The organism is Mesorhizobium alhagi CCNWXJ12-2 (assembly GCF_000236565.1).
GTDB lineage: Bacteria > Pseudomonadota > Alphaproteobacteria > Rhizobiales > Rhizobiaceae > Allomesorhizobium > Allomesorhizobium alhagi.
On record NZ_AHAM01000027.1, the window covers coordinates 1 to 15,018 of the forward strand.

Genomic DNA, 15,018 nt, shown 5'->3' on the forward strand with positions numbered 1-15,018 from the left:
CGACCGAGCCTACATAATTGCGCAAGCCGCCGAGCGCGTCTTGCGGCATGTCGATCAGGCCAAAACTTTCGCCAGGCCTGGCGCGCCCGACCAGCGCCGGCCGATCGCGCGCCGGTCCCTCGTGCTGGCAGCCGAACCAGACCGCGCCGCTCCGGTCAACCGCCATGTGGCGGATCGACAGCTGGTGCAGTTTGGGCGACAGTTCGTGGCGTTCGATGAGATCGCCCGAGAGCCGGTCGAAGAAGACCAGCGACGGCTTCATTGTCGCCAGGTTCAGCTTGGCGCGGCCGAAATCCGGGTGCGTCTCGATTCCGCCATTGGCGATCGCCAGCGTTTGGCCGTCGGCAAGCAGCAGCAGTTCATGCGGCCCGACGCCATGGGTGGGGAATTCGCCCAGCCGTTGGAAGTCCGCGCTGGCGTCGTAGACGCCGATCATGCCCGCCGCATTGTCGAAATCGTTCTCGGTGGCATAGAGCAGCCGGCCGTCGCGGGAGAACACGCCATGGCCGAAGAAGTGCCGGCCGGCGATGCTGGCGATAGTCACAGGTTGCTTGCTGCCTGTGTGATCGAATACGACCGCGAAAGTGCCGGGCTGGCGCGCGAACACCACCGAGCGCCGCGACACCGGGTCGAAGGTCACGTCATGCCCCCGGTCGGGCAGGTCGATCCGGTGCAGCACCGCGCCCGCTTCCGACAATATCGCCGCGCCGTATCTGCCGTCGCGCCGCTGGTATGCCGTGGCGAACACTGCGTCCGCCTGCACCGTTTCGGCGAGAGCGCGGCTCGGCAGGGCTGAGAGGAAACCTGTGCCCGCGGCTTTCAGGAAATCCCTACGACCTATGAGCGGCGTGCGCACGCTCAGTCTCCGTCAAGCGACGAGAAGCCGGCGGTAAGGCCGAGCGCGCCCGCGAGCCTGACGCCGAAAAGTTCCGACAGGCTGGAGGTGACGATGCGTGCATAGGCCAGCTTCTCCCGCCGCGCCGGGTCGGCGAGCATTTCCGCGACTGGTCCGTCCGCGGCTTTCAGAGCGCTCTCGGCATTGTCGAATTCGAAGCCGATCGAATCCGCGATCCAAGCCGAATCCGATGGCAGCAATCCGGCAAGTTGGCTCGCTTCGAACAGCTTCCGCATGCCGCCGAGGCTTGCCGCGATGGAGGCCGTCGCGGCACCAGATCGCCAGAAGATCGCCTGCTTCGGCCGGTTGCCATCCGCGTCCTCGCCGAGAAAGCCGTTGATGCGCACGTTGCGCACCATTTCAAGGCCATGGATGAAGATGTCGAGCAGTTCGGTGATCGCCTCGTCATCGGTGCGATAGAGCGGGTTGTCGGCGCCTGGACTGGCCCACTGTGCCGAGATGCCGGCCGGATCCTGCCAGCCGGCGACGATGGCCGAGGCCATCTCCTCGACATTGGCTGCAATCGCGCGTCCATAGGAGCAGCGATAATCCTCGCCGGGCGCAGCCAGCTTCTCGGCCCCCGTGCCGAAAAGGATGAATTCGAGCGCGCCCAGCCCCTGCATTGCAACACTCTTGCCCTTGAGTGTCGCGGCGTCAGCGGCGGTCGCATCCTTGTCCGCAAGCGCCCGCTGCACTTGCTTCAGACCGGTGCTCCTGCGGTCGGGCCAGAACAGGATGCGTTCCAGCCGGTTCTCCTCCGTCACCGGGCCGAAGCGGATGATCTCGGCTTCCGACCACGCGGTGACGGCGCCGGCGAAGCCGCTTTGCGCTGCCGCAAGCCTGTCCGGCGACGGCTCGGCGCAGAGAGTGTCCATGTTGTCGCTGAGTTCGGCCGACGCGGTCTGGAACGCGCCATAGGCCGGCGTGACGAAGCCCGACACTGCTGCGGCTATCACCGGGTTTTCCGCCCTGACCGGAGATGCAAAGGCGGTCACCATCGCAATGAGGAAGAGCAGCAAAGATCGCATTACAGCGACTCCAGGAATTTTATCAGCGCCTCGCGATCGGCCTTGGGTAAAGCGGCGAAGCCGTCGCGGGCGGCCTGCGCCTCGCCGCCGTGCCAGAGGATCGCCTCGGTCAGGTTCCGCGCGCGTCCGTCATGCAGGAAAAAGGTGTGGCCGCTGACCTCTTCGGTGAGCCCGATCCCCCAGAGCGGCGGTGTGCGCCATTCCTTGCCGGTCGCGTCGCCGACGGTCTGGCCGTCGGCCAAGCCTTCGCCCATGTCGTGCAGCAGGAAGTCGGAATAAGGCCATATCAGTTGGAAGGCATGCGCCTTGTTGGGCGCGTCGCGCCGCGTCACGAATTTAGGCGTGTGGCAGGAGGCGCAGCCGAGCTGGTAAAAGACCTTCTTGCCGGCCAGCACTTCCGGCTTTCCGACGTCGCGCCGCGCCGGCACTGCTAGATTCTGCGAATAGAAGGTGACGAGGTCGAGCACCGGGTTCGGCGCTTCGCTTTTGCCAAGACGCTCCTGTATGCCATTCGGCAGCGCAAGGCAGTCCTGCTGCGCCTCGCTGCAATCGCCCCAGTGGCGCGGCACATCCGGCGTCGAGATACCGATATCCCCGGCGAAGGCTTCGGCCGACTGCTGGCGGATCGACGGCGTGGACGCCTTCCAGCCGAACCGCCCGAGCGCCGGTTCACCGCTTGCTGCGTCGCGCACGACCGACGCCTTGCCCGAAATCCCGTCACCGTCCCGGTCGTCCGGGTCGGCCTTGGCGAGAATGTCGGCTGGATGGATCTGCTCGACCAAGCCGAGGCCGATCATCGGCGGCGTTACACGCGGCGACAGCGTCGTTGCGGGATGCAGCGGGCCGAGCGACAGATCGTCGACCGAATAGCTCGGCTTGCGCAGCGATACTACGCTGCCGTCCCCGAGCGTGACAGACATCTCCTCGTAGGCGATTTTCATCCTGCCTTCGGAGGCAAGACCCGGAACGGCGAGATCCTGCAGCTGCCCGCCGTAGACGGGATCGGGGAAGTTGAGTGCGGCCTTCCGCCCCAACATGGCCTTTTCCTCGACGGTTTCGGCGGCCCGGGCGAGCCGCAGGAACATGGAGGGCGCGTCTGAATTGTCTTCGGGAGGGTGTCCCCGGCCGTCCTTTAGATGGCAGCTCTGGCAGGCGCGTGCGTTGAACAGCGGCCCGAGTCCGTCGGATGCCTGCGTAGAAGACGGCGAAGATACCCAGAGCTTGCGGAATAGCCCATTACCGAGCTTGAACGTTCCCTGCTCCTCGAAGCTCAGATTGGCCGAGGGGTGTGAAAACGCGTCCTGGTTGACGCGCTTGCGTGAAGTCGCGGCGCCCGCAGGCATCGGCTCGAAATCTTCAGCCTTGGAGAAATCGGTCGTCGGCTCGGTTATCGCCCTGACACGAGCGAGATCCTTTGCTGTGAGATCGGTGCGCGTTGCGGAAAGTCCAGACGGGACGTCTCCAGCTGTCACACCAACGGTCAAAGCGAGGCTCACGAGTCCAGCGACCGACCATCGAAGCGGAGGCTGTATAAGCGCATCCTTCGAAGCTCGCTCCGCTCGCACCTCAGGATAAGGGGCGCTGTGCCCCGGCCCAAGAAGAGAGCCCTTGTGCTCCGGCTCAATACGAAAAGCGTTGTGCTCCGGCTTAGGATGGGGAGCACTGTGCTCCGGCTCGGAATTGCCGAGATTGTTTCCCGAGACGACACCGAAGAGGCAGCGCCCGCCCGTCCTCATCCTGAGGTGCGAGCGCAGCGAGCCTCGAAGGACGCACCAATAATGCGAAAGCGTGCGGCGGCGCAGAAAATCTATGGCGCGCCGCATCGCATGTCCTAGTCGGCGTCCTCGGCGGAAGCCGCGTTGAGCAGGCCGTAACGCTCCTCGCCGATGCTGGCGAGCAGTTGGAGCTGGGTTTCGAGGAAGTTGATATGGCCTTCCTCGTCCTTCAGCAGGTCCTCGAAAAGCTGCATGGTGACGTAGTCGCCGAGCTCCTGGCAGATCTCGCGCGAGCGCTTGTAGGAGGTTCTCGCGTCATACTCGCCGGCCAGGTCGGATTCGAGCACTTCGCGGACATTCTGGCCGATGCGCAGCGGCGCCAGCGATTGGAGGTTCGGGTGGCCCTCCAGAAAGATGATACGCTCGATGATCTTGTCGGCGTGGTGCATCTCCTCGATCGATTCCTCGCGCTCCTTCTTGGCCAGCTTCTGGTATCCCCAATCCTCCAGCAACCGGTAGTGAAGCCAGTATTGGTTGACGGCGCCAAGTTCCAGAAACAGCGCCTCGTTAAGCCGCTCGATGACTTGTATTTCGCCCTTCATGGCGTCTGCTCCCGAATTGGGTCCGCAATCCTCGGACGCGGTCCAGATGTGAAACGACATCCGCCCCGTTCGCCTCCGAACGAAGGTGGTAATTCTCGGTTACCCGAATGATCGTTTCCACCACATTTGGGAAGCAGCCGCAACAGCGGCCGCGCTTTTGAAGCCAATGATAAACCTTCGCCGGCACGATGAGGTGCCAGGGATCGGCTTCCAGAAGCTGGACAATGGCCTCTTCGATTTCCTTTTCGCTTATCAGGTTGCAGTGACAGACAATCATGTTGAACTCTGTTGGGTCCCGGCGCAGGAGCGCCGGCCTGGATGTCGGGTAAGCCTACTGAAATACCTTGTCGGGAGCGTCGAGGCTGTCGGAGCCTTCGAAGGCGATCGAATCGAGCTTCAGCACGGCGACCGCGCGCTCGATGGACCTGGTCTGGTCGATCAGCCCGTCAATCGCGGCCTGAACCGCGGCGTTGCCCTCGGCATTGCCTTCGCCGATCTGCTGGTCGTAAGCCTCGCCACCCTCAGCACGCTTCGCCATGACTTCCATGGCGGCGATCGTCGCATCGAGCTTGCCCGTGAGCTCGGCGTTGAGAGCCGGGTCGATCTCGTTGACCATGGCGGCTACGGACGGCCCTTCGACCACAGTCCCGTCGATGCGCTTGTAGCTGCCGAGATAGGCGTCGCGGATGCCGATCGCATCATACAGATGCGAGATGTGGGTATTGTCCGAGAAGCAGTCATGCTCCTCCTCGGGATCGTGCAGCAGGAGCCCGAGTTTCATGCGCTCTCCGGCCAGTTCGCCATAGGATAGCGAGCCCATACCTGTCAGGATGGCGGAGATGCCTACCTTGGGATCGCCATCGAGCAGGGCCTTGCGCGCCGCGCCTTCAGCTCCCCAATTGGCGACCATTTCCTGAAGGTCGGCCACCAGAAGATCGGTCGCGGCCGCCAGATACTCGGCACGCCGTTCGCAATTGCCGCCGGTGCAATTTGCCGTGTCGTAATCGGTGAAGGGGCGATTTCCAGCGCCAGGGCCGGTCCCGTTCAGATCTTGGCCCCAGAGCAGGAATTCCACAGCGTGGTAGCCAGTGGCGACATTGGCCTCGATGCCGCCGGCTTCCTGAAGCGTGCCGGCAAGGAATTCCGGCGTGATCCGGGAAGCGTCGACCTCGGTCCCGTTAATCTCGATCTTCGGGCTGGCGATGACATTGGCGGTATAGAGCGTGTTCTCGTCTGATTCGGTGCCGTAACCGGCGTCGACGTAGTCGATCAGCCCTTCGTCGAGCGGCCAGGCATTCACGCGGCCTTCCCACTCGTCCACGATCGGATTTCCGAAGCGGTAAACCTCGGTTTGCTGGTAGGGGATGCGAGCCGCCTTCCAGGCGGCGCGGGCAGCTTCCAGGGCCTCCGCCGAAGGTTTGGTGATCAGCGCGTCGGCGGCCTCGTCGAGCTTCACGGCGGTCGCCAGCGCGTCCTCATATTTCGCCTGCGCGATATCGGCATAATTGGCCAGTACCGCCTTGGGATCGGTATCGGCCTTTGCCGGCAGCACGAAAATGGCCGCCGTAAGCATTGCCGTCGCGGCTATCGCCGCCAATTTGCCGCCCTGCGGCGCTGTGACCCATGCTTGCATCGTCGTCTTCTCCTCAGGAATGGCCGGCAAGCGGCGCGAGACTGGAATGTCTGATGCCGTGCAGCGGCGCGTGACCCGGAGCGGAAACGCGCAGTGCGCCCACGAGGGTTGCTGAAATGCCGGAGGGCATGCGCCGCTTCAAAGGCGGGCGGACCGCGCAGGAGCGCTGGTCGAGGAAAGCAGACACAAGGTCCTCCAATCGAACGGGTTCAAGGCCCAGACATCAAAGGGATACGCTCTTCGAGCACGCGCCATAAAGACGTCAGATGCGCAAAAGTCAAGAAGCATTCCTACATTAACATTTGAAATCAATAGATTAGAACTGTTCTAAATAGGTCAACTTATGCTCAAGGCGTCCCAATCCGTCCCCTGCGCACAGACGGCGCGCTTGACACAGCGGCATCCGGAGTGCGACCCGAAGCCGGTCGGCGATGTCGGAATCCGAACGGTCGGCGGGTCGCGCGCCATCCTATCCTGCGCGGCGGAAACACAAGCATCATGAAGAACGGCGTGGTCATTATCGGTGCGGGACATGCGGGCGTGCAGGCGGCCGCAAGCCTGCGTGAGGAGGGTTTCGATGGGCCCGTCACGCTGATCGGCGACGAGAACGAACTCCCCTACCACAAACCGCCTCTGTCCAAGGCTTTCATGAAGGACGCCGACGCCAAGCCGCAAATGCTGCGTGCCGAGGCCTTTTACGCCAATGGGCGCATCGAGCTGATGCTGGGCTCCAGCGTGGAACGGATCGACCTTTCCGGCCGCCGGCTCGACCTCTCGGGCGGTGGTCATATTGCCTTCGACCGGGTCATCCTCGCCACCGGCTCACGGCCTCGCACGCTGGCTCTGCCGGGCTCCGATCTCGCCAGGGTGCTGTCGCTGCGTTCCGTCGCCGACGCTCGCGCGATCCGCGAGGCGAGCGGCAGCGACGACATTGTCGTTCTCGGTGGCGGCTTCATCGGACTGGAGATCGCCGCGACACTTGCGGCGGGGGGGCGCCGGGTCACGGTCGTCGAGGCGCAGGACAGGCTGCTCGCCCGCGCAGCCGCGCCGGTGATCGCCGCCCATGTCCGCTCCCGCTTCGAAGCGTCGGGCGTGCGCCTTTTGACCAATACGACGATCGAGCGGCTGCAAGGCCAGAATGGCCATGTCACGGCGGCAGTGACTTCGTCGGGCGAGAGACTGCCGGCGGGGCTTGTTCTTATCGGCGTCGGCGTCGTGCCCAATTCGGAGCTTGCCGAGGCGGCGGGCATCGCGGTCGCCAACGGCATCCGCGTCGATCCACAAATGCGCAGCTCGCAACCCGAAATCCTGGCGATCGGCGACAACGCCAACTTCCGGCACTGGCTTTCAGGGACCGATGTGCGGCTCGAATCGGTCCAGAACGCCACCGATCAGGCGCGGCTCGCCGCCCGCACCATCACCGGCCATGAAGATGCCTATCGCAGCGTCCCCTGGTTCTGGTCCGATATCGGCGACATGAAGCTGCAGATGGTCGGCCTGGCCGCCGGCAGCGACAGGTCCGTCGTGGTCGGCGAGGCGGCGGAAAACCGCTTTTCGGTGTTCCACTATCTCGGCGATAGGCTGATCTGCATCGAATCCGTCAACCGGCCGGCCGACCATATGCTCGGCAGGAAAATGCTTGCTGCGGGCTTTTCGCCGAACCCGGCAACGCTTGCCTCTGACGATCTCAAGGCCCAGTTCGCTGCCTGGCAGCAGTTGCAGCCGACCGAACCGGCCTGACCCGCCGGGAACCCGCCCGCCCCGTACACGTTCTGCGGGGAAGGTGAGGGCATCATGCCGTCTCCGGCCGCAGGAGGTTCAAGGCATGACATTCGACGGGACGTTCACCAGGATTGCCAACAGGGTGGCGCACGTCGCAGGCATGCCGGCGGCTTTCATCGCCTGTTGCCTGGTCGTCCTTGTTTGGGCCGTCAGCGGTCCTCTGTTCGGCTTTTCCGACACTTGGCAGCTCATCATCAACACCGGCACGACGATCATCACCTTCTTGATGGTGTTCCTCATCCAGAACACCCAGAACCGCGACGGCGCAGCCCTGCAGGCAAAGCTCGACGAACTGATCCGGGTCACGGCCGCGTCGAACAAGTTCATTGGCATCGAGCATCTTACCGAGCAGGAGGTCGAGGAGTTCCGCTTGCGTTGCGAGCGCGCCGCCAAGAAAGCCCTGGAGAAGACGCGCTGATCCGCCTCGATAGAGGGCGCCGCCTGCGCATGCTTGCTAAATCCGACCGGTACCTATTTTCCTCCCGGCGCGGCGGCGGGCCTCTCGATCGGCTTCAGCCACGGTTCGCGCCGATGCGCCCACAATTCGTAACGCGGCGAAAGATCGGTAGGCGCCGTATCCAGCGTGCCGATTTTTATCTCGGCCTCGCCGCCATCGATCTCGAACAGCCGCGAGCCGCATTTAGGGCAGAAATGCCGACGCTCCCACTGCCGCGTTTCGCCACTCGTTTCGAATGCGGATTCGGGCCAGACCGCGAAGGCCGTGAACACGCTGCCGGATTCCTTGCGGCAACTCGTGCAGTGGCAGGTGCCGGCGCGCAATGGCTCCCCGGGGGCCCTATAGCGGACCGAGCCGCAACTGCATCCGCCTGACCTGTAGCGCATCCGCGTGCCTCCTCGGCATGATCCTGAATTAAAGGTCAGCGAGAGATCATGCGGCAAAACACTCTCGGACCTGAAAACCTTGCCGGCTGGAACTGGTTCCAAAAGGGTGGGCCGATGCAGCGCGCCCGACGGCGGAACGCAAATCCGATTTCGGCGTTGGTGTGCGTTCGCGCGAACAAAGTTCCAGAAGCACCAGACCCGAATTCAGAGCACTGCAATCGAATAGTCGGCGGCGAACGAAAACTGAAAGCTGTAAAGGTGGCGTCCTTCACTGTCGGTCACATCGAACTCCGCTCCGCGCGGAACGGGCTCTCCCCTGAGCAATGCGTGGGCGATCATCTCCTTGGCGGCGAACATGGCTTCCCTGACGGCCTCCTCTTCGTCGGCGAGTTCCGTCCCTTCGAGGTCCTTCGTGGTCCTGCCGCCCTCGCGAAAATGAAAATGGTAGCGTGGCATTTCAGCCTCCCGCGCCAGGCCAAACCGCGGGCTCGCCGAATATGTTCCAGACATTGCAGCGCGAGTTTTCGGCGATGACCAGAGCGGCAAATGGCTTGGCGGCGAAGGCCGCTATCCCGACAGCAGATTCGGACAAGGGAACGACGGCCGATGCCCGCAGGAAAGTCATATCGGCCGCGCGTCCGCGGAACATGCTTTTGAGGGGGTTGAGCGCACAGGATTTTGCTTTGATCAGGCCTCGCCTAGAGCGGTCGACTTTGCAGGCCAAGGATGTGCTCGAAGAGGTGAACGGGCCGGTAGAGTACGCCTATTTTCCGGAAGACAGCCTGATCTCCGTCATTGCGACGCAACGCGACGGCAAGGCGATAGAAGTCGGGATGGTTGGCCGCGAAGGCATGACCGGAACGGCTATCGTTCTCGGGAATGGCGAGGCGTTGAACGAGTGCCGCGTACAATTGGAGGGGTCGGCGCTGCGAATTCCGGCGGCAGGGCTGCGCGAGCTTCTGTCGCGCAGTGCGTCCCTCCACGCGCAGTTTCTGCGCTATATGCAGGTCGTGCTGGTGCAGGCAACGCAAACCGCTCTGGTGAATTCGCATCTGACGGTCGAGAAGCGTCTGGCTCGCTGGCTACTCATGATGCATGACCGTGTTGGCGAGAACGAGTTCGACCTGACGCATGAATTCCTCGCCGCCATGCTGGGGGTAAGGCGGCCTGGCGTCACCGTGGCCCTGCACATGCTGGAAGGCAGGCATCTTATCCGCTCCACCCGTTCCCATATCGGTATACGCGACAGGGCGGGACTGGAGGAATTCGTCGCCTCAGGCTACGGTATTCCTGAAGAACATTACCGGCGGCTGTTTCCTGGCGCTGGTTTCTGAGCGAAGGCTCCGCTTCGGATTGGCCTTCGCCGGGAAGACCGGCATCGCCGCTGCTTATCCACCCCGGCTATGCCCTCGAGGGGGAGGAAACCCGCGCCTCGCCAGACTTCATTCTCAAATGTCGCTTTCGTACAACGGCCCCGTTGGTACGTTTTCAACCTAACTTTCTGATCTTGCAGGATTTAGTTCTGCTGGCCCGCCATCCGGAGCAGCGATTCCAATGCCGCGCTATTTTTTCCATTACCGGGACGGAGACCGGCTCAGCGAGGATTACGAGGGCGAGTTGCTCCCGGGAATCGCGGCTGTCGAGGAGACCGCGATGGCCTCGGCCAAGGAGATCATTGCCGACGGGCTTTTGGGCGGCAATCCGGTGTTGACCGGATACAGCTATGAAATCCGCGACGAAGCCCGAAATCTGGTGCTCGTCTTTCCGTTTTCGGAAGCGGCTGAGAAACCAGGGCCACGGCCATAACGGTGGCCGTTCATTGCCAGTCCATAAATTAGAGTGTATAAATATGAATCGTTTGCACATTTCACTGGGCGCGAACGGCTGGGAGATTCGTGAGCTCTTGCCCCGCAAGAGGCTTTCGGATGTATAAGCCCAACAACAAAAAATACAAGAACGAACTAATACGCCGACTGAGCCAGGAAGATCTTGCTCTGGTTGAGCCAGATCTGGTCCGATGCGAGCTTCCACTGCGGATGATGCTTGAGAAGCGCAATTCGCCGATCGAATTTGTCTACTTTCTGGAAGGTGGAATAGGATCGATTGTCGCCAAGATGCCCATGGGGCGCGATACAGAAGTCGGCCTGATCGGCTTCGAGGGAATGACCGGCACGGCCCTCGTGCTCGGCGATGACCAGTCGACCCACGAATGCTACGTGCAACTCGCCGGCGAAGCACATCGGATGCCGGTGGATCAGCTTCGTTCCGCTTTGGCGCAGAGCACGACCCTTCGTCCCTTCCTGCTTCGCTACGTGCAGGCGCTGTTCATCCAGACCAGCTATACCGCGCTGGTCAATGCGCGATCGAAGCTCGAGGAGCGGCTGGCGCGCTGGCTTTTGATGTGCGACGACCGCGTCGGCGGCGACAGGCTTACGATCACGCACGAATTCCTGGCCATCATGCTCGGCGTCAGGCGGCCGGGCGTCACCGTCGCGTTGCAGATACTGGAAGGCAAAGGCCTCATCCGCGCCAATCGCGGCGAGATCATCTTGCGCGACCGCAACGGCCTCATCGAACTCGCTGACGGCGCCTACAGCGAGCCGGAGGGGGAATATCGGCGTCTTATCGGCGAAATAGGATAAGGTCTTTGCGTCGTTTGGCACGCCCTTAGACGAAAGTAGTGTCCCCCATCGTACAAAGCTCGTTTTAGGCGTCGACAAGCGTTGTCGCCCCTGCCACATTTATCTGCTGCCTGAATACGATCAGACAAAAAGGGAGGTATGAAATGAGTCTCGTTTCAATCTCTGTGCGGTCGGCTCAGGACGCCGCTGAAGCCTATGTCCTTTCACGGCGAAAATCCCCGGTCCTGTCCACCGCAATGGCCATCCGGGCCATTCGCACACTGCTGCCCAAATGCCAATCAACGGACCGCGAACTCGCCGATATGGTCGCGTCCGCCGCTATCCAGCGCGGGCTTTCCGTCTCGTTCGACGGGGCAGATCGCGGCGAGATTCGCGTTCCATATGAACTCTGATCGGATTCCGAAGGCTGGAGTGCTCGCCGCGCTCGCGGCCAGTTCTGAAGGCGATCCAAAGATTGGCCGGGTGGTCTCGACATCCAGGGCGCTCGAAGCTCTTCGGCATCTGACTGGGGACCGGACGACGCCCGACGAGGAATTGGTGGCGCTCCTGGCCGACGCCGCTGTCGCGTCGAGCTGTTCGGTCATTTTCGACCACCGCGAAGCCGATTCGAACGGCCGGGGCGCCCAAGCCAGTTAGCCGGCCAGGTCCTGCTTTATGGCTCTTTCCAGTTTGTTTTGACAACGCGGCGGCGCGGTTTTGCCGGTTCTGGGCTGATCTCCAGACCGTGCGTGGCCGCATAGCGCCGGATCATTTCCGCGAGTTCGGTCTCGGAAATCGCCGCACGGCCAATATGGGCGCGCACCCTGCGCACGCCGTCAGCCACCGATACTGGCCATTGCCCGCCCTTGGTCGCGGCGAAGAAGTCCTCGATCGCTGTTTCGACCTCGACGCTGTGGCGTGTTCTCATCCAGGCGGCGCGCTCCGGTTCAAGCGGCGAGCCGCAACCGGCGCTGGGAGGAGCATCGTCTATGAAGATGCCGGCCGCGTCTCGTCCGCGCTTCCAACAACGTGCCCTCGCGAATGTTCCTTTAAACGCATTCGGCCAAATTCCGCTCCGGAACAAACCGGCCGGCGTGCAGTTCGGCCCAGAGCGCCAGCTGTGGCATCGCGACGAGGAGACGCAGATGAGAGCACTGTGCCGGCGCAGCCAGCCGGGCGCCTGATCCGATGGGAGACCGGCCGCCGACGCTCAGGGACGATCCGCTTGGCCCCCGCTGCGTTCATGTCTGCGTCGACATGCAGTCGATGTTCGGCGAGGGGACCGACTGGGCGCTCCCCTGGATGAAGCGCGTGCTGCCGAACATCGTCGACATTTGTGAGCGCCACGCTGGCGACACGGTGTTCACGCGTTTCATCCCGGCCCGCCGTGTCGGCGACGGGCACGGAACCTGGCGGCGCTATTACGAGCGCTGGGCTTCGATGACCATCGAACGCATTGGCGCCGACATGATCGATCTCGTACCCGAACTGAAGCGCTTCGCGCCGCCTGCCGAAATCGTGGACAAGCCTGTCTATTCGCCGTGGCTCGGCTCCGACCTTCACGCCCGCCTGCGAGCCCGCGACGCCGACACACTCATCATCACCGGCGGCGAAACGGATGTGTGCGTGCTCTCGACGGTGCTCGGAGCCGTCGATTTGGGCTATCGCACGATCATCGTGCAGGATGCGTTGTGCAGTTCGTCCGACGAGCAGCACGACGCGCTTCTTGATCTCTACAGCAACCGCTACGGCCAGCACATCGAGACCGCGACAACCGGGGAAATCCTCGAACGTTGGGTCCCAAGCGGCTGATCTAGAGCCTTTCTGCAGGTGATGCTCAGGCAGCCTCGACCGCCGGCCTGCGGCGTGGACCCTCTTCTTTCGCCACAAGATTCGCGAGGGGCGCCTCGATGCGGCATTCGACGCCAGAGCGCGGGTAGTTGAGTTCGACCCTGGCCTCCAGTTCCGATGAAAGCATGCGTTCGATCATGCGTGTGCCGAAGCCGGTCTTGGAGGGCCGCTTCACCGGTGGCCCTTCATGCTCGGTCCACTGCCAGGCGAGGCTGTCGTCCGAAACCGTCCATTTGATGCGTACGCAGCCATCGGTGTTTTGCAGCGCGCCGTATTTGGCGGCGTTGGTCGCCAGTTCGTGCACCGCCATGGAAAAAGCCAGCGCGGCCTTCTCACCGATGCGAAGTGGCGGCCCCTCGATCTCGAACTGCTCTCGGCGGAACGGTTGCAGCGTGTTGACGACGGTTTCCTGCAAATCGGCGCTCGTCCAGTTGGTGGCCATAAGCTGCTGGTGGGCGCTCGCCATGGCGCTCAGGCGACCGCTGAACACGGACAGCGCGTCGCCCGAAGCCTCGCCCCTGAATGTTTGCGAAGCCACCGCCTGAACGGTCGCCAATATATTCTTGATCCGGTGCTCCAGTTCTCTGGCCAGCATGTCGCGGTGCTCCTCCGCCTTCTGGCGGGCCGACCTGCCTTCGACAACTTCGTCCATGAAGCCGTCGATCGCCGCGCCAACTTCCGAAAGCTCGCCGCTGTCATGCGACATGCCGGTGCGCGATGTCGTATCGCCGGCGCGCCACGCGTCGATCGTCGCAAGCATGCGATTCACCGGCTGGCGCACCAGGCGGTTGCCGGTCAGGGCTGCGAGTGCGAATGCGATCAGGGCTCCCAGCCCGGCAATGACGACCCCGCGCTGCGTCGCCTGATAAATGGGCAGCATAGCGGCGTCGTAGGAGATGCCCGCACTGACATAGATGCCGCCATCTGGCGCCGTCGCCGCGGGACGGTAGCCGAGTATCCGTCGCGTGCCGTCCTGGCTCATCACCTCGATCGTTCCCGGCCCCTCCGCAGTGACCAGATGCAGGTAAGGCTCCGGTATGCGGGTTCCCACGAACCGCTCGGGAAATGGGTGGCGCGCGATGATCACTCCGTTGCGGTCGGCCAGAGTCAAGGCGTCGTTTTCGGGATACTGGCGCTCCGCAAGCGAATTGTTGAGCCAGTCGAGGCTGAGACCGGCGACAAGCACTCCCTGGAAGGCTCCATCCCTATCGCGGATCGGGACGGCGAGCGGGAGAGACGGCTCACCCGAGATCCTGCTCGTCTCATACGTCCCGACGACAAAATCTCCATGCGCCATAACCTCACGGAAATAACTGCTTTCATCCACCCGCAAAGGCGTCGCCGGCGCGTCGGGCCGGCACTGTACTACTCCTTCCGCGTCCGCTACCGCGATCGAAGCGAACTGCGGCGATTGCGCCTTCACATCCGCCAGGAAAGGGGCGCAAAGCCCCGCATCGAAATCACGGATCGACGGGGCGTTGGCCAAGGTGCGCAGCACGCCTTCGGACCCATCGATGATCCGTTGGATCTCCAGTGAAGCCAGTTCGCCGATTCGCATGGCGGTGCGATGCACCTCGACTTCGCGCTCCCGGCGCGTCACGACCTCGTTGTACAGGAGGATTAGCAGCGCGGGCGCCAGCGCCACCGCCGTCAGCAGATACAGACGCTGACGCAATGAAAGCGTGCCCAGTCTCACTCCGCACTCTCCGCGTTGCCCCGCCCGCAACGCGGCAACCTAACCATGAATGCCGGCTGCCTGCAAATTGGACGGAGACTGGATCGAGCCTCACGCGGGCGCGGGAACTCCGGGCAAGGATCGGCGTTCCTCCGAAAGGCAGGCGATGGAGCGAAGCTGATGTTAAGACTGTTGCTTCTCGGGCTGATTGGCGTGGCGGCCTACCGGATCGGCAGCGAATTTCTGCGGACTATCCCGTCCGACTTCGAGCCGGTGCCGGCGCCGGCCGGAAATCCGGAACAATCCCGCACGACCGGCCAAAGACAGAGCAATTCCGGGTCTCGAGGTGGCCATGTTGGCGACCGCTAGCGCG

19 protein-coding genes are annotated in these 15,018 nt (G+C 63.0%); 9 read left to right on the top strand and 10 right to left on the bottom strand.

Translation table 11 applies throughout. The annotated features are described in order from the left end of the window. From MAXJ12_RS02845 to MAXJ12_RS02865, 6 genes are all read right to left on the bottom strand, one after another. Positions 1-856: DUF1513 domain-containing protein (locus MAXJ12_RS02845; protein ID WP_008834250.1), on the bottom strand; the 856-nt coding region annotated here is incomplete at its 3' end. A 2-nt stretch (positions 857-858) separates the two neighbouring features. Next, positions 859-1,923: an imelysin family protein gene (locus MAXJ12_RS02850; RefSeq protein WP_008834251.1), complete on the bottom strand. Its 1,065-nt coding sequence runs from the start codon at positions 1,921-1,923 to the stop codon at positions 859-861. Continuing rightward, positions 1,923-3,407, bottom strand: coding sequence for a di-heme oxidoreductase family protein (locus MAXJ12_RS02855; RefSeq protein ID WP_244421432.1), 1,485 nt, complete (start codon positions 3,405-3,407; stop codon positions 1,923-1,925). Before MAXJ12_RS02855 ends, MAXJ12_RS02850 begins: the two co-directional genes overlap by 1 nt. A 347-nt stretch (positions 3,408-3,754) precedes the next feature. Beyond that, positions 3,755-4,240 (bottom strand): bacterioferritin, encoded by a 486-nt coding sequence (gene bfr / locus MAXJ12_RS02860; protein ID WP_008834253.1) that lies wholly within the window; start codon positions 4,238-4,240, stop codon positions 3,755-3,757. Further along, on the bottom strand, positions 4,206-4,517 hold the full coding sequence (locus MAXJ12_RS34940) for a (2Fe-2S)-binding protein (protein WP_008834254.1): 312 nt from the start codon (positions 4,515-4,517) through the stop codon (positions 4,206-4,208). Before MAXJ12_RS34940 ends, bfr begins: the two co-directional genes overlap by 35 nt. 54 nt (positions 4,518-4,571) lie before the next feature. Continuing rightward, complete coding sequence (locus MAXJ12_RS02865; protein WP_008834255.1) at positions 4,572-5,873, bottom strand: imelysin family protein; 1,302 nt, start codon at positions 5,871-5,873, stop codon at positions 4,572-4,574. Between the two features lie 498 nt (positions 5,874-6,371). On the opposite strand from MAXJ12_RS02865, the gene MAXJ12_RS02870 reads away from it, so the two are divergent. Next, on the top strand, positions 6,372-7,613 hold the full coding sequence (locus MAXJ12_RS02870) for an NAD(P)/FAD-dependent oxidoreductase (RefSeq protein ID WP_008834256.1): 1,242 nt from the start codon (positions 6,372-6,374) through the stop codon (positions 7,611-7,613). 85 nt (positions 7,614-7,698) lie between these two features. Then, positions 7,699-8,073 carry a low affinity iron permease family protein gene (locus MAXJ12_RS02875; RefSeq protein WP_008834257.1) on the top strand — a complete coding sequence of 125 codons (375 nt, stop codon included), beginning with the start codon at positions 7,699-7,701 and terminating at the stop codon, positions 8,071-8,073. Positions 8,074-8,126: 53 nt separating this feature from the next. Here the strand turns inward: MAXJ12_RS02875 and MAXJ12_RS02880 are convergent, their stop codons facing one another. Together MAXJ12_RS02880 and MAXJ12_RS02885 are read right to left on the bottom strand one after the other, a co-directional pair. Then, positions 8,127-8,498, bottom strand: coding sequence for a GFA family protein (locus MAXJ12_RS02880; protein WP_040584703.1), 372 nt, complete (start codon positions 8,496-8,498; stop codon positions 8,127-8,129). A gap of 204 nt (positions 8,499-8,702) precedes the next feature. Next, a complete protein-coding gene (locus MAXJ12_RS02885; protein WP_008834259.1) occupies positions 8,703-8,954 on the bottom strand; it encodes a DUF6894 family protein in 252 nt (83 codons plus the stop codon). A gap of 227 nt (positions 8,955-9,181) precedes the next feature. Between MAXJ12_RS02885 and MAXJ12_RS02895 the strand changes: the two genes are divergently transcribed. The 5 genes from MAXJ12_RS02895 to MAXJ12_RS02915 all read left to right on the top strand — a co-directional run bounded on the left by MAXJ12_RS02895 (position 9,182) and on the right by MAXJ12_RS02915 (position 11,776). Beyond that, a complete protein-coding gene (locus MAXJ12_RS02895) occupies positions 9,182-9,832 on the top strand; it encodes a Crp/Fnr family transcriptional regulator (RefSeq protein WP_244421433.1) in 651 nt (216 codons plus the stop codon). A gap of 220 nt (positions 9,833-10,052) precedes the next feature. Then, a complete protein-coding gene (locus MAXJ12_RS02900) occupies positions 10,053-10,304 on the top strand; it encodes a DUF6894 family protein (RefSeq protein ID WP_008834262.1) in 252 nt (83 codons plus the stop codon). Between the two features lie 119 nt (positions 10,305-10,423). Beyond that, the gene (locus tag MAXJ12_RS02905; protein WP_008834263.1) at positions 10,424-11,140 is read left to right on the top strand and encodes a Crp/Fnr family transcriptional regulator; all 717 of its coding nucleotides are present in this window, start codon (positions 10,424-10,426) and stop codon (positions 11,138-11,140) included. Positions 11,141-11,283: 143 nt separating this feature from the next. Next, complete coding sequence (locus MAXJ12_RS02910) at positions 11,284-11,532, top strand: hypothetical protein (RefSeq protein WP_040584707.1); 249 nt, start codon at positions 11,284-11,286, stop codon at positions 11,530-11,532. Between the two features lie 19 nt (positions 11,533-11,551). After that, positions 11,552-11,776, top strand: coding sequence for a hypothetical protein (locus MAXJ12_RS02915; RefSeq protein WP_139043777.1), 225 nt, complete (start codon positions 11,552-11,554; stop codon positions 11,774-11,776). Positions 11,777-11,792: 16 nt separating this feature from the next. Here the strand turns inward: MAXJ12_RS02915 and MAXJ12_RS02920 are convergent, their stop codons facing one another. After that, positions 11,793-12,047, bottom strand: a complete 255-nt coding sequence (locus tag MAXJ12_RS02920; protein ID WP_008834266.1) for a hypothetical protein — start codon at positions 12,045-12,047, stop codon at positions 11,793-11,795. Positions 12,048-12,108: 61 nt separating this feature from the next. Between MAXJ12_RS02920 and MAXJ12_RS02925 the strand changes: the two genes are divergently transcribed. Together MAXJ12_RS02925 and MAXJ12_RS02930 are read left to right on the top strand one after the other, a co-directional pair. Next, on the top strand, positions 12,109-12,303 hold the full coding sequence (locus MAXJ12_RS02925; protein ID WP_008834267.1) for a hypothetical protein: 195 nt from the start codon (positions 12,109-12,111) through the stop codon (positions 12,301-12,303). Between the two features lie 4 nt (positions 12,304-12,307). Beyond that, positions 12,308-12,931: a cysteine hydrolase family protein gene (locus MAXJ12_RS02930; RefSeq protein ID WP_008834268.1), complete on the top strand. Its 624-nt coding sequence runs from the start codon at positions 12,308-12,310 to the stop codon at positions 12,929-12,931. 25 nt (positions 12,932-12,956) lie between these two features. Here MAXJ12_RS02930 and MAXJ12_RS02935 read toward each other — a convergent pair whose 3' ends face one another. After that, positions 12,957-14,666: a sensor histidine kinase gene (locus tag MAXJ12_RS02935; protein ID WP_008834269.1), complete on the bottom strand. Its 1,710-nt coding sequence runs from the start codon at positions 14,664-14,666 to the stop codon at positions 12,957-12,959. Positions 14,667-15,018 lie beyond the last annotated feature (352 nt).